We start from the raw sequence: 26,354 nt of genomic DNA on the forward strand, positions 1-26,354 counted from the left end.
TTCAGATCAACCCTGACACCACGTAATCTAACCCCAGTAACTGTGCATATGCTAAAAAATCCCTTGACACCTCAATTTCTCATGGTAAACTCATTATCAACAAACCAAAATGCAACGAGAAAGACCAGTAGTCGTCCCAACGTTTTCAGCGAGCTTCGGTAGGTGTGAGGAAGCAGGCGTGGCGCGATGAATATCCCTTTCGAGCAGGGCACCGAATTAAGTAACGTGCCATGGGGACACCCATTATCGTGTACGCGTATCGCCTGCGGGCCGTACGTATTGAGGCCGGCGCGGTGACGCGCTGGCGATGACAAGGTGGTAACGTGCACAGGCACCCTTGGATCCAGATGGATCTAAGGGTGTTTTTTGTTGCAAATAAAGGAGATGGTGACCAAATGGAAAGTGACATTGCCCCGATTATGAACCGCCACTCAACGCCAATTTTCTGGAGGAAACCTAATGGACAAACTTGTTGATAAAAAACTGAGCACCAAAGATTACGTCGTGGTTGCATCGATGCTGTTCGGCCTGTTCTTCGGGGCCGGTAACCTGATTTTCCCGTTGCACCTCGGCCAGCTGGCCGGAGGCAACTGGGTGCCAGCGGCCTTGGGCTTTCTGGTGACCGCGGTCGTCTTGCCCCTGTTGTCCGTGCTGGCCGTGTCGGCGATGCACGCGGAAGGGGTTTATGACATCGGCCGACCGCTGGGCAAATGGTTCGCAGTCCTGTTTATGGTCCTGATCCACTTGACCATCGGCCCGCTGTTCGGGACGCCGCGGACGGCCACGGTCTCCTTCACTACCGGGATCGCCCCGATGTTGCCGCAAAACTTGCAGACGGTCGGCCTGCTGATCTTCTCTGCTTTGTTCTTCGGCGCCGCATTCCTGCTGTCTTACAAGGAACAAAATATCGCCAGCGCCGTTGGTAAGGCACTGAATCCCCTGTTCTTGGTGCTGCTGTTCTTCGTCTTCTTCTTTGGATTCACCCATTCGATGGGCGCCGCCGGCAGTCAGGCCGCAACGACGGGCTACCACACGGTTGGGGCCGGCTTCTTCAACGGTTTTCTGCAGGGGTATAACACGATGGATGCCTTGGCCGGGCTGGCCTTTGGGGTCACGGTCGTCACAGCGGTGCGGGGGCTGGGCCTGCACCGGCAAAGCGCCGTTTCCGCCGTCACAGCCAAGGCCGGTGTACTGGCGACCAGCATGATCGGGTTGGTTTACCTGTTCTTGATCGTGTTGGGCGCCAAGTCGCTGGCGAACTTTAAGGTTTCCGCAGAAGGCGGCACCGCGTTCAACCAGATCGTGACCTACTACTTCGGCACCGCAGGCCACGCACTGCTGGCCACGCTGTTGACCGTCACCTGCCTGACGACCGCCGTGGGGTTGGTTGCCGCGTTTGCTCAGGATTTTCATAAGCACTTCCCGATGCTGAGCTATGTCCAGTGGCTGGTGCTGATGAGCTTCGCCAGCTTCTTGACCGCCAACTTTGGCCTGGCAACCATCATTGCCTGGTCCACGCCGATGCTGATGTTCCTCTACCCGTTCGCGATGGTGCTGATCCTGCTGTCCGTCACCGGGAACCTGTTCCATCACGATCCGGTTGTTTACGGCTTCGTTGTCGGCTTCACCACACTGCCTGCTTTGTTCGACATGGTGGCCTCCTTCCCGGCCGTGGTGAGTCAAAGTGGCTTTGGGCTGGCGCTGACCCACTTCCGTGACGCCTACTTGCCGTTTGCCAGCCTCGGCATGGGCTGGGTCGTGCCCGCCGTGGTCGGCCTGGCGTTGGGCCTGGGCGTCCACGTCTACCGGCAACGGGCCGCAAGTAGCGCCGTTGAATCGAACTAACTGTTGAAAGGCTGGGACAAAATGCGATTTTAGCCCAGTGTATAAGCAAGCAGCCCCGCAAAACCTGCACTTAGGTTTTGTGGGGCTGCTTGCTTATACGGCCTGCTCTTCGTTGGAACGCAGTGAGTTACGCGCAGACATACGTTAGGACGCCTTGCTGCGGCGTTCGGCATAGCCGGACGAAAGCAAGGGCGGCGCATTTTGGGTCGTTCTATTCTGAAATAGTCGTAATTCATTCTTGGGCCGTTAATGACGTCCCAGCCTCATTTTCGTGCGAGGCGCATTAGTTGTCTTTCCCGCCTCAGACGCTTATGGTGAAGACAACGCTAGTGGAGGTGACGCCATGTCTCAACTGATTGCAACTGATGTGTTCTATGACGAGCCGCACGGTTTGGCGGTTGACCTGTACCAACCCAACGAACCGGCCAAGGGCGGCGTGATCCTGATCCACGGGGGTGGCTGGTTCCAAGGGGACAAGCGCAAGGACGCGGACTGGGCCGAGCGGCTCGCAGCCGCGGGCTTCTTTGTGTTGGCGCCTAACTATCGCTTGGCCAAAACCGCCCCCTACCCGGCCCCGCTGGATGATATGGCAACCCTTTTGACCTGGTGCCGTGCGCATGATCTGCCGTTTCCCAGCGCGCACCTCGCTGCGGTGGGCGCTAGCGCCGGCGGTAACATGGCCGTTGAGCTCGGTATTCGCTATGGGCTGCCCGTGGTGTCGCTATCCGGCATCCTCGACATCGCGCCGTGGCTTGAGGCGCACCCCGACGTCGTACTGGTGCCGCGCGATCCCGAAGGCAGCGCGCACCGGGCCAGCGCCACCCTCAACCAGGCGGGTACGGACCCCGGGTTTTATAAGTGGTTCATCACCAACTACCTGCCAGACCCAACACTGTACGCCTCGGCCACCCCGGCGCCACGCGTCAACGCCACCACCGGCCCGATGTTTCTGGCCAACTCGCTGGCCGAATTCGTGCCGATGAGTGGCGTCTTGCAAATGGCCACGGCGCTCACCGCGGCCAGCGTGCCGTTCACCCTCCAAGCCATGCCAGGTAGCGCGCACGGCAAGGGCTACCTTGACGCGGTGTTTGCCGACACGGTGCAGTTTTTGACCGAAACCATCTGATGAACGCAACCATGCCAAGATTAATGAACGGCTCAAGATTGATCACACCGATCCCAGCATAGTACGACGCAAGACGCAACGCCCTTGCCATATAAGACGGTCCCCATATCAAACCTAAGTACGGGTTTGTCATGGGGACCGTCTTATACGCTGGGCGCAAGCGCGTTTTGCCTCAGCCGCTTCACATTAATTGAACTGATAGACGTGCTGCAGCGCCTGGTACACGCCCACTGAGGTGGCGCGGCCAACGCGGCCCGGCAAGTTGACACCCCAGCCGACCACGCCATGGCGCAGTTGCGTGTGCAACTCGGGGGCCGTGGCCTGCATGTAGTGCCACAGCGCCTGTTTTTGCGCCAAGGCAGCCGGGGTCTTGGCCCGCAATAGCAGGATCGAGGAGATGCCGGTGATGATGCTCAGGTAGCTGCGCATGTAACGCGCCAACGCCGGGTCGGTGAAGTCGGTTTGCTGATAAAAATCGATCATCGCCCGGTTGACGCGCAGCTGCTGATCGATGCGGCCGATCAGCACGTCCTCGTTGACCGACTGATCCGCACGGCCGATGTAGTAATGGTAGAGGTCCAAGTCGAGGTAACGCATCCGCTTGACGTGCGGCAGCGGGTAAAAAACGTACAGGTTGTCTTCGTAGAAGGTGTGGGCGGGCAGCCGCAGGTGCGCGGCCTTGAGCATCGCGGTGCGGTAGATGACCGCGTGCATCAAGAAGTATTTCCCCGCCGGCAGGTGCACGCTGGTCCAGGTGAAGGCGCGATCCGTGGGCAGCAGGTGGCGAAACTGCATGGTTTTCTTGTGCGTCGCATTGACCTTGTCGTAGATGAAATTGCAGATCAGCATGTCCAGCCCCGCGGTGTACGCCGAGTCAGTCAGCTTGGCCATCAGGGCGTGCAGCGCATCCGGTGCCAGCCAGTCATCCGAATCCACGACCTTGAAAAACCGGCCGGTGGCGGCGGCCAACCCGGCGTTGATCGCCTGACCATGGCCGCCGTTGACCTGGTGCACGGCCTGCACTTGGTCCGGATAGGCTGCGGCGTACTGGTCCGCGATCGCGCCGGTCCCATCGCTTGAGCCGTCGTCCACGATGACGACTTCAACCGCAGGACCGCTCACCAGCAGGGCATCGATGCACCGGTTCATATACGCCGCAGAGTTGTAACACGGCACGCACACACTCAGAAGTTTCACGTTTTTGCTCACTTTCTTACTGCCACAACTTGTCTAGGGGTTCTTCTAATAATATTAGAACTTTTGAATATAAACAAGCGATTAACGTGTAAAATGACTCGTAAAGACCGCAAAGGAGTCCCCCATGACATACGACTACTTAATCGTCGGCGCTGGCCTGTACGGCGCGACCTTCGCCCAGCAGGCCGCGGCCGCGGGCAAAACCGCGCTGGTGATCGACCGGCGCGCCCACATCGCGGGCAATGCCTACACCGAAGCGGTGGCAGGCATTGCCGTGCACCGTTACGGCGCACACATTTTTCACACCGATGACGACGCCGTCTGGCAGTACGTCAATCGCTTCGCGCGCTTCAACCGCTTCACCAACGCGCCGCTGGCCAATTTTCACGGCCAGCTCTTCCACCTGCCCTTCAACATGAACACCTTTCACGCGCTGTGGGGCGTGACGACGCCGGCAGCCGCGCAGGCTAAGATCGACGCTCAGCGCCAGACGATGGCTGGCCGTACACCGACGAATTTGGAGGAGCAGGCCATTGCACTGGTCGGCACCGACCTCTACCGGACACTGGTCAAGGAGTACTCCGAGAAGCAGTGGGGCCGCGACTGCCGCGCTCTGCCGGCCTTCATCATCCGCCGCCTGCCGCTGCGGATGACCTACGACAACAACTACTTCAATGACCGTCACCAGGGCATCCCCGAAGCCGGCTACACGGCGCTGGTGGCCGCGATGCTGGCCGATGCGCGCATCACGGTGAAGCTGAACTGTGACTTCCTCGCCGATCGTGCCGCACTGACCGCGCTGGCCAAGCAGGTGATCTACACCGGCCCGATCGACGCGTTTTTTGACTACCAGCTCGGCGCCCTTGAATACCGCGCGCTGCGTTTCGAAACCACGGTGGTCGACGCCCCCAACGTTCAGGGTAACGCAGTCATCAACTACACTAGCCACGAGGTCCCCTACACCCGGGTCATCGAGCACAAGCATTTCACCGGGGTGATCACGCCGCAAAGCGTTCTCACGCGCGAGTATCCCGAAGCGTGGACGCGCGGCAAGGAACCCTTCTACCCCGTCAACGATGCCGCCAACACGGCGCGCCTGGCCCAGTACCAAGCCCTAGCGCTTGCGCTGCCCCACGTGCACTTCGGCGGGCGGCTGGGCACGTACCGCTACTACAACATGGACCAGGTCATCCGCACCGCGCTGGACGACTGGGCGGCCCAAGTCTAAACCAAACGGGCAGTTTTATTCCCACAGCTTAACACGCCTCCTCGCAAACCCGAATGCGGGTTCGTGGGGAGGCGTGTTGTGCGTGGCCTCGCGATCAGCCATTCTCTTGTTGAAACGCGCTGAGCGCCGCATTAGTGGCCGTCAGCGCCGCGGTGGCCTGCTGCCACACCGGCAACAGACGCCGATAAGTCGCGCTGGCGGCCGGCTGGGGCACATACACGCGGCCGGTCGTTGGGGCCGGTGGCGGGGTCACACCGAGGGTTTGCCAACCGAGCTTGGCGGCGCCCCACGCCGTGCTGGTGCGCCCACCCGGGATCGTCACCGGCTGCCCCAGCGCATCCGCCAGCACCTGACACCACAGCGGACTGTTGGCAAAGCCGCCATCCGCTAAGACGCGTTGGGCCGGCCCGGCTAGCGCGGTGACTTGCTGGCTCACGCCCACCAGTGCAAAAACGACCCCTTCCAGCGCCGCACGGATCATGGCGGCGCGGTCGTGTTGTGGCGTCAGCCCGATGAAGCTGCCACGCGCTGCGCCTGACCACAGCGGGGCCCGCTCCCCATTCAGGTACGGCAAAAACAGCAGGCCGCGCGCCCCCGCCGGCACGCCGGCCGCCAGTGCGGTGAGTTGGTCGTAACTGGCTTCGGGCATCAGCGTCTGCTGGACCCAGCGCAAGACATTGCCGCCATTATTGATCGGGCCCCCCGTCACCCAGAGCCCAGGGGCCAAGTTGTAGGTAAATAGCGCCCCGGCCGGGTCAGCGGTCGGGCGCGTGGTGGTTTGCCGCACCGCCCCGGAGGTGCCGATGGTCACCACCAAGTCCCCCGGCTCGGCGCCAACGCCAACATTGCTGAGCAGGCCATCCGAGGCGCCCACGATCAGCGGCACCGATGCGGCGACCCCCAAGGCCGCCGCGCCTTGGAACGTCAAGGCAAGCGTGGTGGTAGGCGCCACCAAACGCGGCAACTGCGCCGCGGTGACCCCCGCCAGGCGCAGGGCCTGGGGATCCCAGCGCCGCTGATGCCGGTCAAACAGCCCGGTGGCGTTGGCCAGCGCCTCATCTACCACCAACTGGCCGGTCAAGCGGGCCATGAGATACGCCTTGATGCCCACCACTTTGGCGGCGCGCGCCATCAGTGCCGGTTGCGCCTGCTGCAAGTGCATCAGCTTCGCCAGTGGCGTCATCGCCTGAAGCGGGACTCCCAGGCGTTCAAACAGCGTCGCCCGCGCTGGGTGCGCCTGCAAAGCCGCCGCCGCCGCTTGCGCGCGGTTGTCGGCCCAGGTGAGCACGTGGGTCAGCGGTTGACCGCTTGCGTCAAGAAGCAACAGACTGTGCATGGCGGCCGAAAAACTCAGCCCCGCCACAGCGTTCGGTGGCAGGCTGGCCACCACTGCCCGCACTCCAGCGCCCACCGCCGCTTCCAGGCGCGCCGGGTCCTGTTCGGCCATCCCCGGGGCGGTTTGAATCAGCGGATAGGCCTCGTTGGCGCTGGCGACCAGGCGGCCGACCGCGTCAAAGGCGGCCACCTTGGTGCTTGTTGTCCCGATGTCCACGCCGATCATGTATTGTGTCACGCGCTCGCCCTCCGTTGGTCGTTCTGCGTTTTAGTATCACGCAGCCATCCCGTGCACGCAACCCCTTAAAACTTGCCAAGTGGCGCATTCCCCGCTACGCTTAGCAGTATCTCAAGAACTGGAGGAATCACGATGACCGTTGATCTGAACTGGGCCGAACTCGGCTTCGACTACATGAACCTGCCGTATCGCTACGAAAGCCACTGGCAAAACGGGGCCTGGGACGCGGGCCAACTGGTGAGCGGCAACACTATCACCATCAGTGTCGCCAGCCCCGCCTTGCACTACGGGCAGCAAGCGTTCGAGGGCCTCAAGGCGTACCGCACCAAGAGCGGCGCGATCCAGCTCTTTCGCCCGGATCAAAACGCGAAGCGGCTGGCCAACTCAGCTGCGCGCCTGCTGATGCCGGCCGTGCCGGAAGATCAGTTCATCGCGGCGGTGCAGCAGGTCGTCCGCGCCAACCAGGATTACGTGCCCCCGTACGGCACCGGGGCGACGCTGTACCTGCGCCCCCTGCTGATCGGCATCGGCGACAACATTGGTGTTGCCCCCGCCAAGGAATACCTGTTCACCATTTTTGCCATGCCCGTGGGCGCCTACTTCAAGGGCGGCATGGTGCCGACGCGCTTCGTGGTGGCCGACCACTTCGACCGCGCCGCGCACTTCGGCACCGGCCAAAGCAAGGTCGGTGGCAACTACGCGGCCAGCCTGCAGGCCGGGCAGCAGGCCCACGCGCAGGGCTACGGGGATGCGATCTACCTCGATCCGCTGGAACACCGCTACATCGAAGAGGTCGGCTCCGCAAACTTTTTTGCGATCACCCAGGATCAGAAGCGCTTCGTGACACCGAGCTCGCCGTCGATTTTGCCCAGCATCACCAAGTATTCCCTGCTTCAGCTGGCGCACGACCGACTCGGTTTGGCAGCGCAGGAGACGCGCGTACCGATCGATGCGCTGAGCGACTTCAGTGAGGCCGGCGCGTGTGGCACGGCCGCGGTCATCACCCCGATTGCCAGCATCACCAACGGCACGCACACCCACACCTTCAACCACGGCGCAACCGGCCCCATCACAACACAGCTGTACGCCGAGCTGACCGGGATCCAATTCGGTGACCGCCCGGCCCCAGCCGGCTGGCTCGTACCCGTTGATTAGGATAGCTGCCACCGCAATAATGGATAGATTAAGATAGCCTGGAAGCGATTGTACGGCATCGGCATCTGTGCAATAATTCACTTGTACGCATCGTGCGCAAAGATTTCTGGCAAAGGGGAGCAACTCATGAAACATTACATTGGCATTGCAGGCACCAACTCGCGTCACTCCACGAATCGTCAGCTGTTGCAGTACATCCGGCAACACTTCGAAGACCTCGCCACCGTTGAGCTGGTCGAACTCGACGACCTGCCGCTGTTTTACAAAACCACTGACCGCAGTGTGCCAGCGGAGGCCACCGCGCTGGCGGCCAAGATCGAGGCCGCGGATGGCGTGATCATCGCCACCCCGGAATACGACCACGCCACGCCTGCCGTGCTGAGCTCCGCGTTGGCCTGGCTGTCCTATCATATCCACCCATTTGCGGGTAAACCGGTGCTGATCACCGGCGCCTCTTACGGCGCGCTCGGCACCTCGCGGGCGCAGGCCCAGCTGCGCCAGATCCTGGAATCCCCGGAGCTTGACGCGCGCATCATGCCAAGCGCCGAGTTCATGGTCGGCCACTCCCTGCAAGCGTTCGATGAACAGGGGAACCTGGAAGACTCGACGCTCACCAAGCAGCTAGACGGCCTGATGCGCGACTTTGGCATCTTCGTTGACCTGAACGCACAACTGACGAATTCACTTGCGGCGGCCAAGCCGGAATGGCACGAAACCGCAGAGACGGAGGCATAACATGAAATTAGTCGCAATCGCCGGCTCCATTGCCGATGAATCATACAACCGCAAGCTGGTCACCTACATTGCCAGCCACTTTGCCCAACTGGCCGACATCGAGATCCTGAGCATCAATGATGTGCCGATGTTCAGCCAAGACGACGACCAAACGGACAGCGCCCCGATCCAGTACCTGACGCACAAGATCGAGGCCGCAGACGGCGTCATCCTCGCCACCCCGGAGCACAACCACACGCTGGCGCCGGTGCTCAAAAACGTGATCGAGTGGCTGTCCTTTAACGTGCACCCGTTCACCAACAAGCCCGTTTTGATCGTCGGAGCGTCCTACTACACCCAGGGCTCCTCGCGCGCCCAGCTCGCCTTACGCCAGGTGCTGGAAGCGCCGGGGGTCGGCGCGTTGGTGATGCCTAGCGATGAATTCCTGCTCGCCGATGTCCGCACCGCCTTTGACGACCACGGGAACCTCAAGGACGAACGCACCGTCAAGTTCCTTGGCAGCGTGATGGCCAAGTTCGTCAAGTGGGTCACCGTGCTCGCCTCGATGCAGGAGAAAACGCACACCGAACCGTGGCGGCAGGAAGACCTGAATGCGGGCAACCCCACCGACACCACCGTCAAGGATGTGGCGATGGGCGCCGATGACTGGGTGGAGCAAGCTGCCGAGAAAACCAGCGCCGCCAGCGGCCATGATTACGTCAAGCTGGACCGCGGCCTGCTCACTGTTGATCAGCTGAACTGGTTCTTGAACACCTTCCCGATGGAGGCCACGTTCATGGATGACAACAACCAGTTCATCTACTACAACCACTTCCTCGACCACGATGACATGCTCGCGCCGCGCTATCCAAAAAACGTCGGCAACCCGGCCGCCAACTGCCACCCTGAACGCGCCCGCGACCACGTCAAGCAGGTCATTTGGATGCTGCGCAGTGGCCAAACCGACCGCTTCTCAATGCCTGTGCCGGGCAACAAGGTCAACGCCAAGTGGATCATGCACTATTACCAGGCCATGCACGACGCCGATGGCAACTACCGCGGCGTGAACGAATGGGTACTGGACACCTGGCCGATCGTGGCCGACTACCTCAAGCGCACTGGTCAAACACTGGTGGCTACGCCAGATGCGAAGGCCGACGCCACCACTGGCGCGTCCGATGCTGGCGCCGCGCCGGCCCCGCTGACTGCGCCAACCACGCCAGCAACCCCGGATGCGACCACCGGTGCCTCCGAAGCTAAGGCCGCCACGCCGCTCGTCCCACCGGTCGCGCCTGCTGCGCCGGCCGCCCCGGACGCAAGCACTGGCGCGTCCGAACACTAAGATGAACCGTGAAGCCCGCCCCGGCGGGCTTTTGTGTTGCGACGGTTTGACACCGCCCACGTCCCCGTGCTAAAACAGGGGCATTAACGCCAAGGAAGGTTCTCATGTTCACACTCACCGAAGAAGTCGTCCGGGCCGCGTTGGCCCACCAGATCAGCCGCACTCAGCACGACCTCAACGCCTTAACGCTGGCGCTAAGCCGGACCGGCGACAGCGCCTTGCTCCAGCTCAAGGGCACGCTGCTCAAAACCTACGTCAGCCAGATCACCGGCCGCCCCACCCACGTCACCCTGCCGGATTACCGCCAGCCCGACGCCACGGTGACCATCGCGCTCGACCCCGCGCTGTCCGTCATGGCCAACGCGGAGGTCTACTTCCGCCGCTACCGCAAAGCCAAGCGCGGCCAGGCCACCGTGCAGGCGCGCCAAGCCAGCGCCGCGGCCAAGCTACGCCAATTGCAAGCCCAGCTGGCGCAGTTGGCCACGGCCGATCCCGCGCAGGTACAGGCGCTGGGTGCGCAGTTGCGCCAAAGCGGCGCGCTCAAGACGCAGATCCTGCACTCAAGCAAGCCGGAACCGCCGGCGCACCCGCGCCGCTTTTACACCACTGACCACCAGCTGGTCGAGGTGGGGAAAAACGCGCGCCAAAACGATACCCTGACGCTGACCGCCCCCAAGGCGGACACCTGGATGCACGTCAGCGAGATGCCGGGCTCGCATGTGGTCCTGCATGCCGCCGCCCCCAGCCCCCAGGCGCTACGGGAAGCCGCTAGCCTGGCCGCCTACTTCAGCAAGGGCCGCGGTGACCGCCCCGTTGCCGTGGACGTGCTGAAGGTCAGCCAGCTACAAAAGCCGCGCGGGGCCAAGCCCGGCCTCGTCACCTTCAGCGGCAAGGCGCGCAGCCTGACCGTGACCCCAGACGCCGCCTTGGTGCAACGGCTGGCCGCACCGGGGGAAGTCGCCGATCTTCAGTTCTAGCGGCGCACCAAAAAACCTGACCGCGGTTGCGGTCAGGTTTTTTGGTGCGCTAGGTGTGTTTTAAAATATCTGCGTAACACGTATTTCAATACTTGTTGGTTCGCAAACGTAATCTTTTTAGCGAATGTCTGAGTTGTTCATAATCGGAGGACGGAGGTTCAGCCAGTGACACTGGAAGCGGAGGCGGACGGCGAGCCAGCGTGAAATTGCTGTTAGCTGGCGATCTTTGCCGGCTTACAGCAAGGGCGGGTCTGGAAACCGCACTTTGGCTCCAGAGAGCCCCACGCGTTCCGCCGCCACCCGCCGGAGCTGGAAGTGTCGCTGGCTGGACCGGAGTCCGGCATTTAAAGCAAACGGCTAGTCGATCAGTCCCTGGTCCTTCAAGAACCGCCGCGCAACCGTTGCCGCCTTCTCGTGCTTCACGGTGACGGCGTAGTTGAGCGCCTGCATCTGCGCCGTGGTCACCTTGCCAGCCAGCCGGTTCAGCGCCTGAACGACCTTGGGGTGCGCCTTGGCAAACGTCGTGCTCATCAGCGGTGCCCCTTGGTACGGCGGGAAGAACGCCTGGTCGTCCTCAAGCACCACTAAGTCGTATTCCTTGATCTGCGGGTCGGTGGTGTAGCCATCGGTCACATCCACATGCTTGTCCGCCAGCGCCTCATAGCGCAGCGCCGGCTCCATCGTGCGCACCTTGCTGAACTGTAGCCCGTACGCCTGCTGCAAGCCGGGCCAGCCGTCCGCCTGCTGGTAAAAATCAGGATCGTATGCCGCCTGAAACTGCGGCACGCGTTGCAGGTCGCCGATCGTTTGGAGCTGGTACCGCTCGGCATCGGCGCGCCGAACCGTCATCATATAGCCGTTCTGGTACGCCATCGGTGGCAGGTACGTCAGCTGAAACTGCCGGGCCAGCAGCTGCTTGGCCTGCTGGTAGGCCTTTGCCGGCTGGTGCGGCACCGCCTGATCGGTTTTGACCAGCGACTGCAGCACCGTTCCTGTGAACTCGGGGTAGATGTCGATTTTGCCGCTGGTCAGGCCCTTGAACAGGAAGGCCGTCCCGCCAAAATTCGGCTTGACCGCCACGTGAACGCTTGGGTCCGCCGCCTGGATCAGGTCCTTGTACATATGGATCAGGACTTCAGGCTCCCCGCCCATTTTGCCGGCGATCGTGATGGTCTCCCGGTTGGCGTTCCGCCAGGTGGTGACGCCCAACGCGGTGCCACTGATCACCAGCAGCGCGACTGTGCCTCCGGCGAGCCACCGCCAGCTCCCGCGCGCCAAGAGCTTGATCATCGCGCTGGCGATCAGCGCAAGCGCGGCGGCCAGCCCGGCGCCGATGATCAGGGCCGCGTTATTGTTGGTCTGAATGCCGAGCAGAATATAGGTCCCCAGCCCTCCACCACCGATCAAAGCGGCCAGCGTGGCGGTGCCGATCACCATCACCGCAGCTAGGCGCAAACCGGTCAGGATCATCGGCATCGCCAGGGGCAGCTGCACCCGAAACAGCTTGAACCGCCGCGACACGCCAAACGCATCGGCGGCTTCGATCAACCGCGGGTCGATATTGGTCAGCCCCGCGTAGGTGTTGGAAAACACCGGCATGATGGCATACAGCACCAGCGCGATCAGGGCCGGTACCGTACCGATCCCGACCAGCGGGATCAGCAGGCCGAGGATGGCAAGGCTTGGAATAGTCTGGATCACACTCGCCACCTGCAGCACCGCTTCACCGGCCCGCCGGTGGTCGATCAACACCACTGCCAGCGGGATCGCGATAACCATCGTGATCAGCGTCGCCAACAGCGACAGCGCAAGGTGCTGCCCCAGTGCGCGCCAGATCTCCGCGCCGTTTTCCTGCCAATAAGTCAAAATGGCTTGGCTCATGCGCGCACCTCCTTTGTGCTGGCGAGGTAGGCAATCAAATCGGCTGGCTCAAGCACCGTCGGCCCCACCTGCACCGCCTGCGTGGGCGTCTGCCGCAGCACCTGTGCCCACGCCTGAAGGGTCGCAGTGGGCGCGAGCGCCTGCTCACCGGTCCCGGGATGGCCGAAGCCCGCCGCGATCACCTGGCGCAAATACTGCTGCGCATCGCGTGCGCCAGCGAAGAATTGGGCAACAAAGTCATTGGCCGGCGCGCCGAGCAGCTCGGCCGGGGTGCCGACCTGCTGCAGCTGGCCCGCGTGCATCACCGCCAGCCGGTCCGCCAGCGCCAATGCCTCGTCCATGTCGTGGGTGACAAAGACGATCGTTGTCTTCAACGCAGCGTGCAACTGGCGCACCAGTGCCTGCAGTTGCGTGCGTGACAGCGGGTCAAGCGCGGAGAACGGCTCGTCCATCAGAATGATATCGGGTTTGGCAGCCAGCGCGCGAATGATGCCAACACGCTGCGCCTCCCCGCCTGATAGCTCGCTGGGCTTGCGCGTCAAAAACCGCTCAGGCGAAAGCCCCACCTGCGTCAAAAGCTCTGTCACCCGTGCAGTTTGGGCGGCCTGCGACCACCCCAGCGTGGCCAGCGGCACCGCCACGTTTTGCGCGACGGTCATGTTCGGAAACAATGCGCCACCCTGCAGCACGTAGCCGATGCGCCGGCGCAGCGCCCGGACATCCGTCACCGCCGCCACGTCCGAATCGTCGATCAGGATCTGGCCGCTGGTCGGTGTGTTCAAGCGGTTGATCATCTTGAGCAGTGTGGTCTTGCCGCTGCCGCTCGGGCCGACCAGCACGAACAGCTCGTGACTGGCGATCGTCAGGCTGACCGCATCCAGCGCGCGCTGGTCGCCATACGCCTTGGTCACCTGTTTGAATGTGAGCATCGCACTTCCCCCTTGGCGCCCGCAAGCGCAGTTGTGTGTTTCATTATACGCGTTGCCCGCGTGAACGGTACCGTGGTTTGGCTTTGAGTCACATTTAGGGGCCAAACGGGTCATCTTCACCGTACCATGCTGACCCCAGCGCGCGCAAAAAACCATCCACCACCGCGATTCACGAAAAAACCGACCGAATGTTGACACCGTGTCACCCTTGTGCGATACTGGCCCAGTCGGTGACACGGTGTCACCAAGGAAGGAGCCATCCTATGGTCCACGCAACGTTCACCCGTCTGCCCGCCGCCAAACAGGCCCGGGTGCAGGCGGCCTTGCTGGCAGAGTTCAGCCATCACCCACTTCAAACCGCGCAGGTCGCCCGCATCGTTGATCAAGCGGGCATCGCGCGTGGCGCGTTTTATAAGTACTTCGATGACCTGACGGACGCCTACCAGTTCGTTTTTCAGGCGGCGCTCACCACCATTCACCAGGGGCTGCCTGCGCAGCCCAGCGCGACCAACACCGCCGCCTTTGTCGCGTCGATTCAGGCCTTCGTGGCCCAAACCGATGCCACCGGCTACCGAGCGCTGATCACGATGCACTACCGCTACAACGAAGGCTTTCTGGGGGCCACCCCCAGCGCGCTGGGCACCGGCCCGGACGCGGCCACACGCTGGGCGGTGACCACGCTGTACCACCAGACCGTGCGTGACATCCTGCTGGACCCCAGCACCGCGACCGCCCGCCTGGCGCAACTGCAAGCCGTTTTGACCAAAGGAGTCTAGTATGTTTCTAGCACTGAAAGAAATCAAAAAAGAAAAACTCCGCTCGGGGCTCATCGTCGCGATGATCGTCCTGATCGGCTACCTGATCTTCATCCTCACGAGCCTGGCCCTTGGCTTGGCGCGCCAAAACACCGACGCCATCAATTCGTGGGGGATTACCCGCATCACCCTGAACGACAACGCTAATGTCGACATGCGCCAGTCCTTTTTGACCAAGGCGCAGGTCGGCACGCTGACCGCAAAAGACGCGCTGATCGGCGAAACCGCCACAGTGGTCAAATCCGCTAAGCACAAGCAGGTGTCCGCCGTATTCATGGGGCTGCGCCAGCAGGACTTCATCGCCCGAAAGCTGGGTCTTGAAAGCGGCCGGCGCGTGGCGGGTAAGCGCGAGCTGGTCGCCGACACCGCCTTGAAGCTGGCTGGCTACAAGCTCGGCAGCAAGGTCACGCTCAATGACCACACCTTCACCATCGTCGGCTTTACCAATAACGCCAAGATCAATGTCGCCCCGATCGTCTACGGCGAGCTGAGTACCTGGCAGACGCTGCGCGGCATCGACTTCGGTCCCATCGCCAGTGCTGTGGTGTCTAAGCCTGGGAGCACTCGCAAGGCCACCGCGGGGACCAAGACCTACGCCAAGCAGACGCTGATCGACAAGCTGCCCGGCTACACCGCGCAGACCACGACCTTTGTCATGATGATCGCCTTTTTGATGGTGATCTCCCTGATCATCATCGCCGTCTTCTTGTACATCCTGACGATGCAAAAACTGCCCAACTACGCCGTGCTGCGCGTGCAAGGCATCCCCAGCCGCGTGCTAGTCGAAGCCACCGTCGCGCAGTCCGTACTGCTGGTGCTGAGCGGTTTAGTCGGCGCCACCGCGCTGACGGCACTGACCGCCGTGATGATCCCCGCCAGCGTCCCGATGGCCTTTGACGTGCCGCTCTTGGCCGCGGTCGGCCTCGGCCTGCTGGTCATGGCGCTGATCGGCGGACTGATCCCGATCCGCTCGGTGCTCAAAGTCGACCCGGTGTCCGTGATTGGAGGTTAACCCATGAGTTCATTCGCTGTGCAACATGTCAATCAAGTCTTCGGCACCGGCACCGCCCGCGTTCAGGTGCTGCACGATGTCAATTTCGAGGCCGAGCCCGGCACCCTGAGCCTGATCATGGGCCCGTCTGGTTCGGGCAAAAGCACCTTCCTGACGATCGCCGGGGGCCTCTTGACCCCCACCAGCGGCACCGTGACCGTCAACGGCGTTCGCTACACCGACCGCGCCAAAAAGGCGAAGGACGCCTTGCGCCTGAGCGAGATCGGGTTTATCCTGCAGGCCTACCACCTGCTGCCGTACCTGACCGTGGCCGACCAGTTCAAGCTGGTCGACAAGGTCAAGCCCAAGGGCAACCTGACCCCGGCCGCCTTGCAAAATGTGCTGGCGACGCTGGGCATTCAGGATCTGCTACACAAGTACCCGGCCGAACTGTCCGGTGGTCAGCAGCAGCGTGTGGCCATCGCCCGCGCCTTGTACCCCGACCCCGCCATCATCCTCGCCGACGAACCGACCGCCGCGCTGGACGGTAGCCGGGTCAAAGTCGTTGGTGCCTTGCTGCGCGACCTGGCGATTCGGCACCACAAGGCCGTCGTCGTGGTGACCCACGACAGCCGCCTCGTGGACTCAGCCGATGTGTTGTACCAGATGCAGGATGGGGTGCTGACCAAGCAGAATTAATCCCCCACTATCGTAACTAAAACGCGCGTCAATCGGCCTTTGATCGCCCGATGACGCGCGTTTTATTGTTATATTTGGGCTTCTGTCACCATATCGCCTCATACCACGCCCGCAGAACTGAGCCGCAGTTCGCATCTTTGTCACTGGTGGCAAACTTCCGGTCGCAACGCCCCGCCACTTATGCTATGATTGCGCTTAATTAATCTGAAAGGACTGAGGAAGGTATGGTATTCCCTAACTTATTGGTCATCCCTGTTAAGGAGGCTGCGCGCGCCTAGCGCACCAGATTCCTTAACGCGTTTGCGAAAGGAATAAAACATTGAATCCAAATGAAATTGTGACTGCGATGGGGCTGCCGGCAAGCGACCCCATTCAACTGATCCAAACCACGTACCATGTCCAGATAACCCAAGCGCTCGGCGTCAAACCCGGCATGCGCGTGCTGGAAGTCGGGTGTGGCCAAGGCGACATGACGGCGGCACTGGCCGCGGCCGTGGGCCCGACTGGCCACGTCACCGCCTACGACATCGCGGCGCCGGATTACGGCGCACCGCTCACCATCGGCCAGGCGCAGGCCAACCTCGCCGCCGGCCCGCTTGGTGCCCGCATCGACGTGCACCTACAAAGCGATGTCTTGCAGGCCAACTTTGCCCCGGCGCAGTTCGACCTGCTCGTCATCACTCACGCGGCCTGGTACTTCCCGTCCGCCGCAGCGTTCTCGCAGCTGCTGCTGGCGCTGGCCCCGGCGGTTCAGCGCATCGGCATCGCGGAGTGGTCGCTGGCCCTGCGCGACCCACAGCAAAACGGCCACCTACTGGCAGTTTTGATTCAAGCGGCGTACGCGGCCAAGCGGCCCGACCGCGCGGAAAACATTCGTACCCTGATCACACCTGCGCAACTCACCGCCACCCTTGTGGCCAATGGCTGGGCCTGCACCACCACGACCCACCCAACTGGCGCCATGCAGGACGGCGAATGGGAAATCGCACTCACCCGTCACGACTACGGCCCGATGATCGAGGCCGACGCGACGCTCACACCAACTGAGCGCGCGTACCTGACGGCGCTGTTGGCCACGCTTGACACGCAAGTCGACCACACACAGGCGCTGGACGCCTTCATCCTGACCGCCGTGCGCGACTGATCGATCGCCACCGCATTAACTGACCCCTGCCCTGCATTTGGCATTTTGCCTTTGCAGGGCTTTTTGATGCGATGACAGCAAAACCGCGCAACCCAAGTGTCAGGTTGCGCGGTTTCAGGTCACGCGTCAGGCACCACCCAGTGTTGCAATTCGTCTGCGTGCTGCACGCGCTTATAGGCCTCAACGACCAGCATCGGTAGCAGGCTGGCCCCGAGGACAATGCCCCACTGCCCCGCCGTCAAGCAGACGAGGCCTAGGGCGTGACTCAACACGGGGAGACTGCCAATGCCGACCAGCGCGACCAGGATCGCGCCAACGCTGAGGGTCAGCGGCCAATTGCAACGGAAGGTAGCCCAGCTCATGCGGCGCCGCGACTTGATCGGGAACAGGTCTAACACCGAGCCCATCGCCAGGACAAAGAACAGCATCGTCATACCCAGCACCGGCCCGCCACCCAACTGGAAGCGGCCCAAGGCGTAAACGCCGAGGATCAGGATCACATAGGTGGCCGTACGTACCGCCACCCGCTTGCCGAGCCCCGCCTGCCAGATGCTGGTGTGGCGGTCGATCGGTGCCATTTTCATCACGCCGGGTTCCGCCAGTTCGCGGCTGATGAAGAATCCTGGGATCCCGTCTGCCAACACATTGACGATCAGCATTTGCTCGGCGCTCAAGACGCCGCCCCAGCCCATCAGCACCGCAGCGATCATTGTAAAGATCTGGGCGAAGTTGACGGACACCAGGAACTCCACCGCCTTGGTGATGTTTTGGTACACCGTGCGGCCTTGGCGCACCGCCCGCACGATCGTGGCGAAGTTGTCATCGGTCAGGACAATGTCGGATGCGTTCTTGGCCACATCTGTCCCGGTGATGCCCATGGCGATGCCGACATCGGCCTGACGCAAAGCGGGGGCATCATTGACCCCGTCTCCCGTCATCGCCACCACTTCCCCTTGCGCCTGCCAGCACTTCACGATCCGCAGCTTATCTGCGGGAGTGGTGCGGGCAAACACGCGGATCTGGCCGATCTGATCCGTCAGCTCAGCATCCGTCATGGCCGCCAGCTGATCGCCGGTGATGGCGCGTTCGCCAGGGTGCAAGATGCCGATCTGGGTCGCAATGGCGCTGGCTGTCTGCAAGTGATCGCCGGTGATCATCACCGTGCGGATCCCGGCCTGCTGCGCAGTGCGAATCGCTTGGGGCACCGCTTCGCGCGGCGGGTCCATGATGCCGATCAGCCCCACCAACGTGAGCTGGTCCAGCTGGTTCATCCAATCCGCACCCGGCGCCTGGTCCAACCACTTGACCCCGGCCGCCAAAATCCGTAACCCCTGAGCCGCCATTTCGTCGTGTCGCCGCTGGCTTTCCGCGCGTTCACCGGCAAAATCGAGCCGGTCATACGCCCCCTTCACCACCACTAACCACCGGCCGTCATGCTGATGCAAGGTCGCCATGCGCTTCTTGGTCGAATCAAAGGGGTCTTCCGCTAACTGCGGATATTCGGCCTGCACGCGAGGCAGGTCCAGCGTCTTGGCCGCGAACCGGTACACGGCCACCCCGGTGGGGCTGCCCAGGATCGCGCCGTTCGCCCCTGTTGTGACGCCGGTCGCCAACCCCCATAAGGCGAGGTGGTCCGATGCGGGTGCCGCGCTGGTGCGCAGATCCAGTATCGGCCCTTGACCCGGCCACAAGTGCGTGGCGGTCATCTGGTTTTGCGTCAGCGTGCCGGTCTTATCGGAGGCAATCACGGTCACGTTCCCGATGGTTTCCACCGCTGTCATCCGCCGAACGATGGCATTTTGCTTAGCCATCTTCTGGACCCCGGCGGTCATGCTCAGCGTCACGATGACCGGCAGCGATTCTGGCACGGCGGCGATCGCCAGGCCCACTCCCAGCATCAGGCTCTCCGGCACCGACTCCTGATACAGGAGCACGGCGATCATGATCGTCACAAGCCCGCCGATGACGGCAACGGCGGACAGCCGCCTGCCGAGGTGGTCCAGCCGCTCGGCCAGCGGCGTCTTCACGGCCTGGGTGGTGTTCAGCATCGAGGCGATCTGGCCGATCTCAGTCTGCATCCCCGTCCCCACCACAAGTGCCGTGGCGGTAGCAGTCAAAATGGCGGTGCCGGAGTAAAGGGCCGGGTCCGCACGATTTTTTTCAACTGGTTCACTTTCGCCGGTCAGCATCGCCTCCTCAACCGTTAACGCGGTCGCCTGAACGATCCGGGCATCGGCTGGAATAGTGTCACCAGCCTTCAGCTGAAGCAGATCCCCTGGGACGAGTTCGCTTGATGGTAAGCTCAGACGCTCGCCATCGCGAACCACAATGGAGGTCTGCTCGTTCATCGCCTTCAGGCTGGCGAGGGCCTTTTCCGCCCGGCCTTCTTGATAGAGGCTAAGCCCCACATTCAAGCAGACGATGCCGCCGATCACGATCGGCTTCACCCACCCGCTGTCAGCGGTCAGTGCCAGATACACGGACAGCGCCACCGCAAACAACAGGATCAGCGAGGTGACATCACTGAGATGCTGCACCGTCCGGTGAATGAGGCTCTGCCGCGGCGCCTCGACCAGGCGGTTCTCCCCAAAGTGCGCGCGGTTGCGGCCCACCTGACCGGCTTGCAGGCCCTCGGTCGGGCTACTGTCAAAATGCGTTGCAATGGCTTGTGGCTCGGCTTCAAACCAGGTCTCGTTCACACGTGTCATATGCTTCCCCCTCAGTCTTTGGCAGCGACGTTCCTACCTACAATTATAATTTGCATAAGTTGATTATATGAACCAACATTTTTTTTGAATGTGTCGGGGCACGCGATCACGGGAGATGGCGCGACAGCCGCAAATACCAGTTGGACGTCCACATTTCAATTCGTTTGACCCACATGCGCTGAAGTTGGCTCGTTCGGGAGATCGTTCCAAACGCACGCGCCTCGCCGGGCTCATGCCCCTGAATCGCGCGTCACGAGCACACTGGCATCGATCAATCGTTCAGTCAGACGAATCGCGTCATCCACCGTGATGTCTTGGCGGTGAGACCAGTCCACCAACAGCTGCGTCAACCCAGCCGCAACGAAGCCATTGACGTAGTACGAATGGTTCATATCTGTCAGCTTAAGCGTGGCGATACACTCACGGGCGCTTTCAGTCAGAATATTGGTCAACCCATTAGCCAATAATGGGTTGAATATCGCTTGGTTACGCGAATAAAACGCAAAAAACAATGCCACTAAGGAATGAATGGTCAGGACTCTGGTGGCCAGTGCCGCGCGGTACTCGTCAAACACTTGTTGAATGCGGCGCTGAATGACTTCCTCCCGGGTGGCAAATAACGCATAAAACGTCTGTCGTGACACCCTGGCCGTATCAGTCAGCCTCCGGACGGTGATTTCAGAATAGGGCACCGTTTGTAGCAACGTGAACATCGCATCGACCAGCATGGCTTGAGACTTCAACGCAGTTGGATTGCTTCCAGTATACAAAGTTTGACACTTCCTTCCATTTGTTCGACTTGCCGCCATAACATTGACACCTGTCAGACTCCCCCTTATGATACAGCCTTGAACCGCATTTTAAAAAGGAGTGATTGAATATGACCCTTACCTTGCAACTCATTAGCGGAATTTGTTGGTCGCTTGTGTATGTCGAACTCATTCGTGGTGGCTTCCGCGACAAAACCTATGGCATGCCGCTGTTTGCCATCGCGCTCAATTTTTGCTGGGAATTCCTATACACCGGGGACGGATTCCTGACCGCGCCAGCTGATCCTCAGACCTGGGTCAACCTGGTCTGGACGCTCCTCGATTCAGTGATCCTCGTGACGTTCTTCAAATACGGTCGGCGTGAACTGCCCGCCATTTTGCAGCGTCACCACGTGTGGGTGATGCTGGTCGCGCTCATCACGAGTGCAGGCTTTCAGTTCGGCTTCTATCTGGAGTTTGGCGCACACTGGGGCGGCATCTATTCGGCATTCACTCAAAACGCGATCATGTCCATTCTGTTTGTAGTCATGGTCATCACCCGCAATAGCACCCGCGGCCTCAGCAAACTGGTGCTTTATGCGAAATGGCTTGGCACCCTTGCGCCCACCATTTTGGGCGGTCTCATTGAGCAGGTTGATGTGTTCGTCCTGATCGCAGGCGGCATTAGTTTTGCCTTCGATCTTTTGCTCATCGCAACGTTCGACCGCTTCCCCAGCCGCGATGCGACGACACGCTAATCAACGCATCCAATCGATCAGCACGAGGCTGAGCCAAAATGCGGCTTTAGCCCAGAGTATAAGCAGGCAGCCCCGCAAAACCCGAACTTAGGTTTTGTAGGGCTGCCTGCTTATACGGCCAGGGCGTCGCATTTTGGTCGTACTATTCTGGAATAGTCGTGATTCATTCTTGGGCCGTTAATTATGTCTCAGCCTCGTGCTGATTTGGCTTGGCTGGCTTGCTTAGACGTTGTGGTCATGAGTCGCCAGATGTGACCACTCACTTGAATCGTTTGGCAATCTCAGCCAATTGACTGAGGCTGGCCGCTAATTCCTCCCGTGCAGGGGCCCGATGGTTGATCAAAATAAAGTCAAGATCGCTCATCGCCATATTGACGAGCAAAAACCCGGTAAAGCTCGTTGGCGAAACGCCGAGCACCTGGTGATAGACTGCCGCAAATAGCTGCCGACACTGTGCGTCCAGTCCCTGCGCGCCGAGCGAAATCGTCCTAAGCCGCTGAATCGTTTCGGCCTGCCCACTTAGCTCATCAATTAAGGCGGACGAAAACAATTGATAACGGTCGCCTGCATCCGCGCCACGCTGGATGCCTTCCTGAATCGCTTTGCGCAACAAGTCAACCTCCTGCGTGATCACCTGCTCCGCTAACGCATAGAGACTGTCGTAGTGGGCGTAGAAGGTCGTTCGATCAACTCGACTGAGGCGGGCCAGCTCGGCAACGCTTAGTCGTTCAAAGCCCTGTTCGGTCAAGGCCGCAAGAAACGCGCGCTGAATATCAGCTTCCGTGCGCTGAAATCGGTAATCCGTCATCTTTGATGCCCCTTTGCTTTTGATTTTATTCTACATATTGTGGGGTAAAGCAACAACTGATGCATTATTTTCGTTCTGTCTTCTGGCGCGCCCTGATATGCTTTAACCGTAAACAAATTTCGCGCTAAACACTGAGAGGAGAATGGTTATGACTGAACTTAAAATCGAAATTACGATCGATGGGACCCCTGTGACCCAAGACGAACTAGCAAAGGTCCAAGAATGGCGGATCAAGCACGTACTGCAAGAGATGAAATCACTTGGCGCGGCGATCTCGCCCAGCGCCATCGAGATCAACCTGTTACCTTACCAAGACGCCAAGCAGTTACTCCTGGACACCAAGGCCAAGTATGCGGACCTTGAGACCATGAAGGCGTTGTACAAAGAACCCCTCGCGGCCTCCGACAAGTTCTGGAAAGCCGTTGCCGCCGAATCTAACGGCAATCAAAACCTTCAAGCGGGACAGGTGTTTATGCACGTTGAAGGCGTCTCGATGCCGCAGCTGCAAGCCGTCATGGGCGGTGAGCTGGGCAGCGATTTTGCCGCCATCATCAACCCTGAGCACTTCTACTCGGTGGGGAACACCATCACCGGCCAGCACATTATTGAGACCTTCGGCTGCTTCGGTGAGCCAACCGAAATGACCCTTTATCCGGAAACCGGCGACTTCAAGCCGCTTACGCCCGACCCGACCTACCCGATCCAGATGAACGGCTGGGTCGCGCTCGCAAGCGATGATGACAAGCTCGGGTATGGTTGGCGTGCGTACCACCAGATCCGCCCAACCGCCACCGGGTTTGATGCGATCTTAGCGGCATACCTGCCAAGTGCCACGCCGCAAGAGATCATTAACGGCCACAAGTGGCACTTAGCCGTTGAGTTCTCCGAGATGCTCAAGTTTGCCGTCGCGCATGCTAAAGAATAGAAAATGGAGGGATAAGCATGAAATTTCTAAGACGTCGCTGGTACGACATCGGCCTGGTCGCGGGCTTGATCACTGCACTCGTCCTGATTTTCATCTGGTCAGACATCTCGGTGATCCAACGCCTTTTGCTGATGAACTTCATCGCCATGACGGTTCATGAGTTTGAAGAGTTTGGGTTCCCAGGGGGGATGCCGATCCTGCTGAATCAAGTCAAGGCCAAAAGCGAGACCCCTGATCGCTACCCAATGAACCAAAACGGGGTGATGGTGGGAAACCTGATCACCGTTTACGGGTTCTACCTTCTATCCGCATTCTTCCCGGATCAGATCTGGTTCGGGCTGGCTGGGGTGCTGATCGGCTTTCTGCAAACGCCAGTCCACGTCGGCGTTGCGGTAATGCTGCGCAACATCTATGCGCCGGGGAACCTGGCCGTCTTCTTGGGCCATACTCCGGTCGGGTGCTATTTCATCTACTACGGCTTACAGCACCACTTGATCAGCGGCATGGACTGGCTATTTGCCGCGCTACTGGCAATTTTCAATGCCACGGTGATCGTCGCCTTGCTTGGCTACAAAGTGCTGGCTGACAAGCATTCTCCTTATCCGTTCGCCGACGAAGAGATGCACCGACCTTGGATGTTGAAACAGATCGCTCGAATGAAATCGTCAGGCACAGGTTTCTGACCCACATCCCAATCAACTACCCAGTCACCGAATATGGGCTTGTCCTCAGCAACATCGAGGCTAACACAAAACCGGTCACGGCGCATGAAGTGCGCATGACCGGTTTTGTGTTAGCCCTGTGTCAATTCATCGATCATTGCTGCGAACTTCTTCTTGATCGGTGGCAGCGGAATCATGTTGCGAAGCTCTTTGAGCGGCTTCCCCTTCATCATCCCAACGGACGGCCGATCGACCAGATCGCCGAGATGCTTGCGGGCGATTTCGCGTCCTTCTTCGGTATCGAGTACTTCTGCAAAGGTACTATCTTCTGTAAATTTAGCCATTATGATCGTCCTTTCTATCTTCGTCTTAAAGTGCGCCTGCCGCCGCCTTGACCAGCCCAAGGAATTCACTGGCCAGATGGATCTTGTGTCCATCCACCAATTCCTGCGGGGTGCCTTGCGGGAAGAACACGGTCAGCAGCATATCTAACCCACCATCCACTTCACGAATGAAATGGCCGGCCAGCGTGTGCATGTCGGTGCCGTCCCCCAACTGGGAGTAGCCGATGGTGAATGGCATGTAGTCCGCATCGATTTTGATCGGTAACTTGGTTTCTGGTGCAAACACGATCTGCATCAGGTTCGGTCCGCCGAACATCCCCATTCCCTCAAAACCGGTCGGGACGTCGTTGGCCATGACGTGCCCGTAATGCTCTGGGTTGGCCGCCAGCGAAGAGCTATCGCCAGCCATGGCGGCCATCAGCCCTTCGCCGAGGTCATCCATCGTCACGCCTTTCACATGCATTGTGGTGATACACGGCATAGTCGGGGCATTGGAGTCATAATTCGCCACGATGTCCTTCCACATCCGATCGGTGCGGGCGATTTCATCCTGATACAGGTCGAGGAGCTTATCCGTTCCCAGCCGCATCCGAGTCTCTAGCGACACGCGCGCGGCGTCTTTTTTGCTCATAAAATCAACATCTAGGTAGGACACGGGTTGTCCATCGTCCAGCACGTCCACGCCAAGGTGAATCATTTCATGAAGCACGTGCTTGTTGCGCTCAAACTCAAACGCCTCAATCATACTTTGGGAATACTTGTTCCCATCGATTTCAAAACTGACTTCATAATTCATTCAATCAGACCTCCATCGGGTTAGCTTGAGTAACTTCCATAACATAAGCATATCAGCCTCTGGTGCCGGGAGATAGCCGCCGATCTGAGGCAATTTTAGCCAAAATGTCTCACATTCACACCGCATAGTGCTACCATTTAATTGAGATGAGGTGAGTTCATGAACAAACGCGAACGCGCAAACGATCAAGTCAAACTGAAACTGGAAAACGCGTTATTTGAGCTACTCGCAAAGGAGCGCTTCTCCAACATTACCGTGACCGCGTTGATCACAACGGCCGGCGTGGCGCGAGCATCGTACTACCGCAACTTCGATAGCAAAGAAGCCATCATCGAGTCGTACATGGCCCGCCAACGCCAGGTCGTGGCCAAGGCAATTGCCTTTTCGCAAACAGCGCGCGACTTGTTCATCACCGATAAGTTGACCATCAGCTTGACCCATTATCGCCAGCAGCAGGCACGGCTCCTGTTGCTTTACGACCAAGGGCTCGGGACGGCGTTCTTGGAGGAGATGAACCGCTTTGCCGAAGCAATGCTGGGGTATATGCCCCGCCACTCGATCACGCGCTATCAGATCTACTTCTTGGCCGGGGCCATGTTCAATATGACCCTCCAGTGGCTACGCGAAGGTGCGCGCGACGAGCCTGCCGCTTTAGCCCACGAGTTTACCCGCCTGCTCCAAAACAGCATGGCCACCCTTATCTCCCCCACCGCTGAGGCAGAAATCGGCGCAGCAAAAAAAGCCGATCCGCGCAATGACACAAATACCACTCATGCCACTCGTGTGACGCTTGAGATCCCCACCGAACAACCCAGACATACGCTACTACGCGAAGGGAACGGTCAGCTACACCGATGCGACCGGGCACCAGTCAACCAGCCATGGCGACATGATCTATGAATATGCCTACCTTGGCAAGCCAGATTCCGAAGCACACATCTAGCCGCAAGAAAATCAATCACAACAATAATCGCCGTGTAGAGACCCC

General features: G+C 60.2%; 24 protein-coding genes. 15 read left to right on the top strand and 9 right to left on the bottom strand.

The window, feature by feature from the left end; all coding sequences use genetic code 11:
- Nucleotides 1-459: 459 nt before the first annotated feature.
- Both brnQ and EKM88_RS05960 read left to right on the top strand, forming a co-directional pair.
- Nucleotides 460-1,845 (top strand): branched-chain amino acid transport system II carrier protein, encoded by a 1,386-nt coding sequence (gene brnQ, locus EKM88_RS05955; protein ID WP_125704171.1) that lies wholly within the window; start codon nucleotides 460-462, stop codon nucleotides 1,843-1,845.
- A 343-nt stretch (nucleotides 1,846-2,188) separates the two neighbouring features.
- The gene (locus tag EKM88_RS05960; protein ID WP_125704173.1) at nucleotides 2,189-2,971 is read left to right on the top strand and encodes an alpha/beta hydrolase; all 783 of its coding nucleotides are present in this window, start codon (nucleotides 2,189-2,191) and stop codon (nucleotides 2,969-2,971) included.
- Between the two features lie 186 nt (nucleotides 2,972-3,157).
- Here the strand turns inward: EKM88_RS05960 and EKM88_RS05965 are convergent, their stop codons facing one another.
- On the bottom strand, nucleotides 3,158-4,168 hold the full coding sequence (locus EKM88_RS05965) for a glycosyltransferase family 2 protein (RefSeq protein WP_125704175.1): 1,011 nt from the start codon (nucleotides 4,166-4,168) through the stop codon (nucleotides 3,158-3,160).
- 124 nt (nucleotides 4,169-4,292) lie between these two features.
- Between EKM88_RS05965 and glf the strand changes: the two genes are divergently transcribed.
- A complete protein-coding gene (gene glf, locus EKM88_RS05970; RefSeq protein WP_125704177.1) occupies nucleotides 4,293-5,396 on the top strand; it encodes a UDP-galactopyranose mutase in 1,104 nt (367 codons plus the stop codon).
- A gap of 94 nt (nucleotides 5,397-5,490) precedes the next feature.
- Here the strand turns inward: glf and EKM88_RS05975 are convergent, their stop codons facing one another.
- Nucleotides 5,491-6,969 carry a gluconokinase gene (locus tag EKM88_RS05975; RefSeq protein WP_225418444.1) on the bottom strand — a complete coding sequence of 493 codons (1,479 nt, stop codon included), beginning with the start codon at nucleotides 6,967-6,969 and terminating at the stop codon, nucleotides 5,491-5,493.
- Between the two features lie 132 nt (nucleotides 6,970-7,101).
- On the opposite strand from EKM88_RS05975, the gene EKM88_RS05980 reads away from it, so the two are divergent.
- The 4 genes from EKM88_RS05980 to EKM88_RS05995 all read left to right on the top strand — a co-directional run bounded on the left by EKM88_RS05980 (nucleotide 7,102) and on the right by EKM88_RS05995 (nucleotide 11,157).
- Complete coding sequence (locus EKM88_RS05980; RefSeq protein ID WP_125704179.1) at nucleotides 7,102-8,124, top strand: branched-chain amino acid aminotransferase; 1,023 nt, start codon at nucleotides 7,102-7,104, stop codon at nucleotides 8,122-8,124.
- A 126-nt stretch (nucleotides 8,125-8,250) separates the two neighbouring features.
- Nucleotides 8,251-8,859: an NADPH-dependent FMN reductase gene (locus EKM88_RS05985; protein ID WP_125704181.1), complete on the top strand. Its 609-nt coding sequence runs from the start codon at nucleotides 8,251-8,253 to the stop codon at nucleotides 8,857-8,859.
- Between the two features lies 1 nt (nucleotide 8,860).
- Nucleotides 8,861-10,180: an NAD(P)H-dependent oxidoreductase gene (locus tag EKM88_RS05990; protein ID WP_125704183.1), complete on the top strand. Its 1,320-nt coding sequence runs from the start codon at nucleotides 8,861-8,863 to the stop codon at nucleotides 10,178-10,180.
- Nucleotides 10,181-10,284: 104 nt separating this feature from the next.
- Entirely contained in the window at nucleotides 10,285-11,157 is an 873-nt protein-coding gene (locus EKM88_RS05995) for an NFACT RNA binding domain-containing protein (RefSeq protein WP_125704185.1), read from the top strand.
- A 357-nt stretch (nucleotides 11,158-11,514) separates the two neighbouring features.
- Here EKM88_RS05995 and EKM88_RS06000 read toward each other — a convergent pair whose 3' ends face one another.
- Nucleotides 11,515-13,038: an ABC transporter permease/substrate-binding protein gene (locus EKM88_RS06000; protein WP_125704187.1), complete on the bottom strand. Its 1,524-nt coding sequence runs from the start codon at nucleotides 13,036-13,038 to the stop codon at nucleotides 11,515-11,517.
- Entirely contained in the window at nucleotides 13,035-13,967 is a 933-nt protein-coding gene (locus EKM88_RS06005; RefSeq protein WP_125704188.1) for an ABC transporter ATP-binding protein, read from the bottom strand. The genes EKM88_RS06000 and EKM88_RS06005 overlap by 4 nt, the downstream gene beginning before the upstream one ends.
- Before the next feature lie 263 nt (nucleotides 13,968-14,230).
- Between EKM88_RS06005 and EKM88_RS06010 the strand changes: the two genes are divergently transcribed.
- From EKM88_RS06010 to EKM88_RS06025, 4 genes are all read left to right on the top strand, one after another.
- Nucleotides 14,231-14,743 (top strand): TetR/AcrR family transcriptional regulator, encoded by a 513-nt coding sequence (locus EKM88_RS06010; protein WP_125704190.1) that lies wholly within the window; start codon nucleotides 14,231-14,233, stop codon nucleotides 14,741-14,743.
- Between the two features lies 1 nt (nucleotide 14,744).
- Nucleotides 14,745-15,794 (top strand): FtsX-like permease family protein, encoded by a 1,050-nt coding sequence (locus EKM88_RS06015; protein WP_125704192.1) that lies wholly within the window; start codon nucleotides 14,745-14,747, stop codon nucleotides 15,792-15,794.
- A gap of 3 nt (nucleotides 15,795-15,797) precedes the next feature.
- Nucleotides 15,798-16,472 (top strand): ABC transporter ATP-binding protein, encoded by a 675-nt coding sequence (locus EKM88_RS06020; RefSeq protein WP_125704195.1) that lies wholly within the window; start codon nucleotides 15,798-15,800, stop codon nucleotides 16,470-16,472.
- 319 nt (nucleotides 16,473-16,791) lie between these two features.
- Nucleotides 16,792-17,616 carry a methyltransferase domain-containing protein gene (locus tag EKM88_RS06025; protein ID WP_125704197.1) on the top strand — a complete coding sequence of 275 codons (825 nt, stop codon included), beginning with the start codon at nucleotides 16,792-16,794 and terminating at the stop codon, nucleotides 17,614-17,616.
- Nucleotides 17,617-17,735: 119 nt separating this feature from the next.
- Here the strand turns inward: EKM88_RS06025 and EKM88_RS06030 are convergent, their stop codons facing one another.
- Together EKM88_RS06030 and EKM88_RS06035 are read right to left on the bottom strand one after the other, a co-directional pair.
- Nucleotides 17,736-20,324: a cation-translocating P-type ATPase gene (locus EKM88_RS06030; RefSeq protein WP_125704199.1), complete on the bottom strand. Its 2,589-nt coding sequence runs from the start codon at nucleotides 20,322-20,324 to the stop codon at nucleotides 17,736-17,738.
- Nucleotides 20,325-20,554: 230 nt separating this feature from the next.
- Entirely contained in the window at nucleotides 20,555-21,133 is a 579-nt protein-coding gene (locus tag EKM88_RS06035; RefSeq protein ID WP_125704201.1) for a TetR/AcrR family transcriptional regulator, read from the bottom strand.
- A 71-nt stretch (nucleotides 21,134-21,204) separates the two neighbouring features.
- Here EKM88_RS06035 and EKM88_RS06040 point away from each other — a divergent pair, with 71 nt between their 5' ends.
- The gene (locus EKM88_RS06040) at nucleotides 21,205-21,831 is read left to right on the top strand and encodes a transmembrane-type terpene cyclase (protein WP_125704203.1); all 627 of its coding nucleotides are present in this window, start codon (nucleotides 21,205-21,207) and stop codon (nucleotides 21,829-21,831) included.
- Nucleotides 21,832-22,090: 259 nt separating this feature from the next.
- Here the strand turns inward: EKM88_RS06040 and EKM88_RS06045 are convergent, their stop codons facing one another.
- Entirely contained in the window at nucleotides 22,091-22,639 is a 549-nt protein-coding gene (locus tag EKM88_RS06045) for a TetR/AcrR family transcriptional regulator (protein ID WP_125704205.1), read from the bottom strand.
- A 148-nt stretch (nucleotides 22,640-22,787) separates the two neighbouring features.
- On the opposite strand from EKM88_RS06045, the gene EKM88_RS06050 reads away from it, so the two are divergent.
- Nucleotides 22,788-23,564 (top strand): hypothetical protein, encoded by a 777-nt coding sequence (locus EKM88_RS06050; RefSeq protein WP_125704207.1) that lies wholly within the window; start codon nucleotides 22,788-22,790, stop codon nucleotides 23,562-23,564.
- Between the two features lie 17 nt (nucleotides 23,565-23,581).
- Nucleotides 23,582-24,247 (top strand): HXXEE domain-containing protein, encoded by a 666-nt coding sequence (locus EKM88_RS06055; RefSeq protein WP_125704209.1) that lies wholly within the window; start codon nucleotides 23,582-23,584, stop codon nucleotides 24,245-24,247.
- 110 nt (nucleotides 24,248-24,357) lie between these two features.
- Here the strand turns inward: EKM88_RS06055 and EKM88_RS06060 are convergent, their stop codons facing one another.
- Together EKM88_RS06060 and EKM88_RS06065 are read right to left on the bottom strand one after the other, a co-directional pair.
- On the bottom strand, nucleotides 24,358-24,570 hold the full coding sequence (locus tag EKM88_RS06060) for a hypothetical protein (RefSeq protein ID WP_125704211.1): 213 nt from the start codon (nucleotides 24,568-24,570) through the stop codon (nucleotides 24,358-24,360).
- Between the two features lie 25 nt (nucleotides 24,571-24,595).
- On the bottom strand, nucleotides 24,596-25,366 hold the full coding sequence (locus EKM88_RS06065; RefSeq protein ID WP_125704213.1) for a hypothetical protein: 771 nt from the start codon (nucleotides 25,364-25,366) through the stop codon (nucleotides 24,596-24,598).
- Nucleotides 25,367-25,525: 159 nt separating this feature from the next.
- On the opposite strand from EKM88_RS06065, the gene EKM88_RS06070 reads away from it, so the two are divergent.
- Nucleotides 25,526-26,266, top strand: coding sequence for a TetR/AcrR family transcriptional regulator (locus tag EKM88_RS06070; RefSeq protein ID WP_125704215.1), 741 nt, complete (start codon nucleotides 25,526-25,528; stop codon nucleotides 26,264-26,266).
- Nucleotides 26,267-26,354: the final 88 nt, after the last annotated feature.

This window comes from Lacticaseibacillus daqingensis (genome assembly GCF_003946115.1).
Classification (GTDB): domain Bacteria; phylum Bacillota; class Bacilli; order Lactobacillales; family Lactobacillaceae; genus Lacticaseibacillus; species Lacticaseibacillus daqingensis.

Coding starts and splice junctions, on each gene's coding strand:
- brnQ (WP_125704171.1), top strand. CDS start 460: ATGGACAAACTTGTTGATAAAAAACTGAGCACCAAAGATTACGTCGTG.
- EKM88_RS05960 (WP_125704173.1), top strand. CDS start 2,189: ATGTCTCAACTGATTGCAACTGATGTGTTCTATGACGAGCCGCACGGT.
- glf (WP_125704177.1), top strand. CDS start 4,293: ATGACATACGACTACTTAATCGTCGGCGCTGGCCTGTACGGCGCGACC.
- EKM88_RS05980 (WP_125704179.1), top strand. CDS start 7,102: ATGACCGTTGATCTGAACTGGGCCGAACTCGGCTTCGACTACATGAAC.
- EKM88_RS05985 (WP_125704181.1), top strand. CDS start 8,251: ATGAAACATTACATTGGCATTGCAGGCACCAACTCGCGTCACTCCACG.
- EKM88_RS05990 (WP_125704183.1), top strand. CDS start 8,861: ATGAAATTAGTCGCAATCGCCGGCTCCATTGCCGATGAATCATACAAC.
- EKM88_RS05995 (WP_125704185.1), top strand. CDS start 10,285: ATGTTCACACTCACCGAAGAAGTCGTCCGGGCCGCGTTGGCCCACCAG.
- EKM88_RS06000 (WP_125704187.1), bottom strand. CDS start 13,038: ATGAGCCAAGCCATTTTGACTTATTGGCAGGAAAACGGCGCGGAGATC.
- EKM88_RS06005 (WP_125704188.1), bottom strand. CDS start 13,967: ATGCTCACATTCAAACAGGTGACCAAGGCGTATGGCGACCAGCGCGCG.
- EKM88_RS06010 (WP_125704190.1), top strand. CDS start 14,231: ATGGTCCACGCAACGTTCACCCGTCTGCCCGCCGCCAAACAGGCCCGG.
- EKM88_RS06015 (WP_125704192.1), top strand. CDS start 14,745: ATGTTTCTAGCACTGAAAGAAATCAAAAAAGAAAAACTCCGCTCGGGG.
- EKM88_RS06020 (WP_125704195.1), top strand. CDS start 15,798: ATGAGTTCATTCGCTGTGCAACATGTCAATCAAGTCTTCGGCACCGGC.
- EKM88_RS06030 (WP_125704199.1), bottom strand. CDS start 20,324: ATGACACGTGTGAACGAGACCTGGTTTGAAGCCGAGCCACAAGCCATT.
- EKM88_RS06035 (WP_125704201.1), bottom strand. CDS start 21,133: ATGGCGGCAAGTCGAACAAATGGAAGGAAGTGTCAAACTTTGTATACT.
- EKM88_RS06040 (WP_125704203.1), top strand. CDS start 21,205: ATGACCCTTACCTTGCAACTCATTAGCGGAATTTGTTGGTCGCTTGTG.
- EKM88_RS06045 (WP_125704205.1), bottom strand. CDS start 22,639: ATGACGGATTACCGATTTCAGCGCACGGAAGCTGATATTCAGCGCGCG.
- EKM88_RS06050 (WP_125704207.1), top strand. CDS start 22,788: ATGACTGAACTTAAAATCGAAATTACGATCGATGGGACCCCTGTGACC.
- EKM88_RS06055 (WP_125704209.1), top strand. CDS start 23,582: ATGAAATTTCTAAGACGTCGCTGGTACGACATCGGCCTGGTCGCGGGC.
- EKM88_RS06060 (WP_125704211.1), bottom strand. CDS start 24,570: ATGGCTAAATTTACAGAAGATAGTACCTTTGCAGAAGTACTCGATACC.
- EKM88_RS06065 (WP_125704213.1), bottom strand. CDS start 25,366: ATGAATTATGAAGTCAGTTTTGAAATCGATGGGAACAAGTATTCCCAA.
- EKM88_RS06070 (WP_125704215.1), top strand. CDS start 25,526: ATGAACAAACGCGAACGCGCAAACGATCAAGTCAAACTGAAACTGGAA.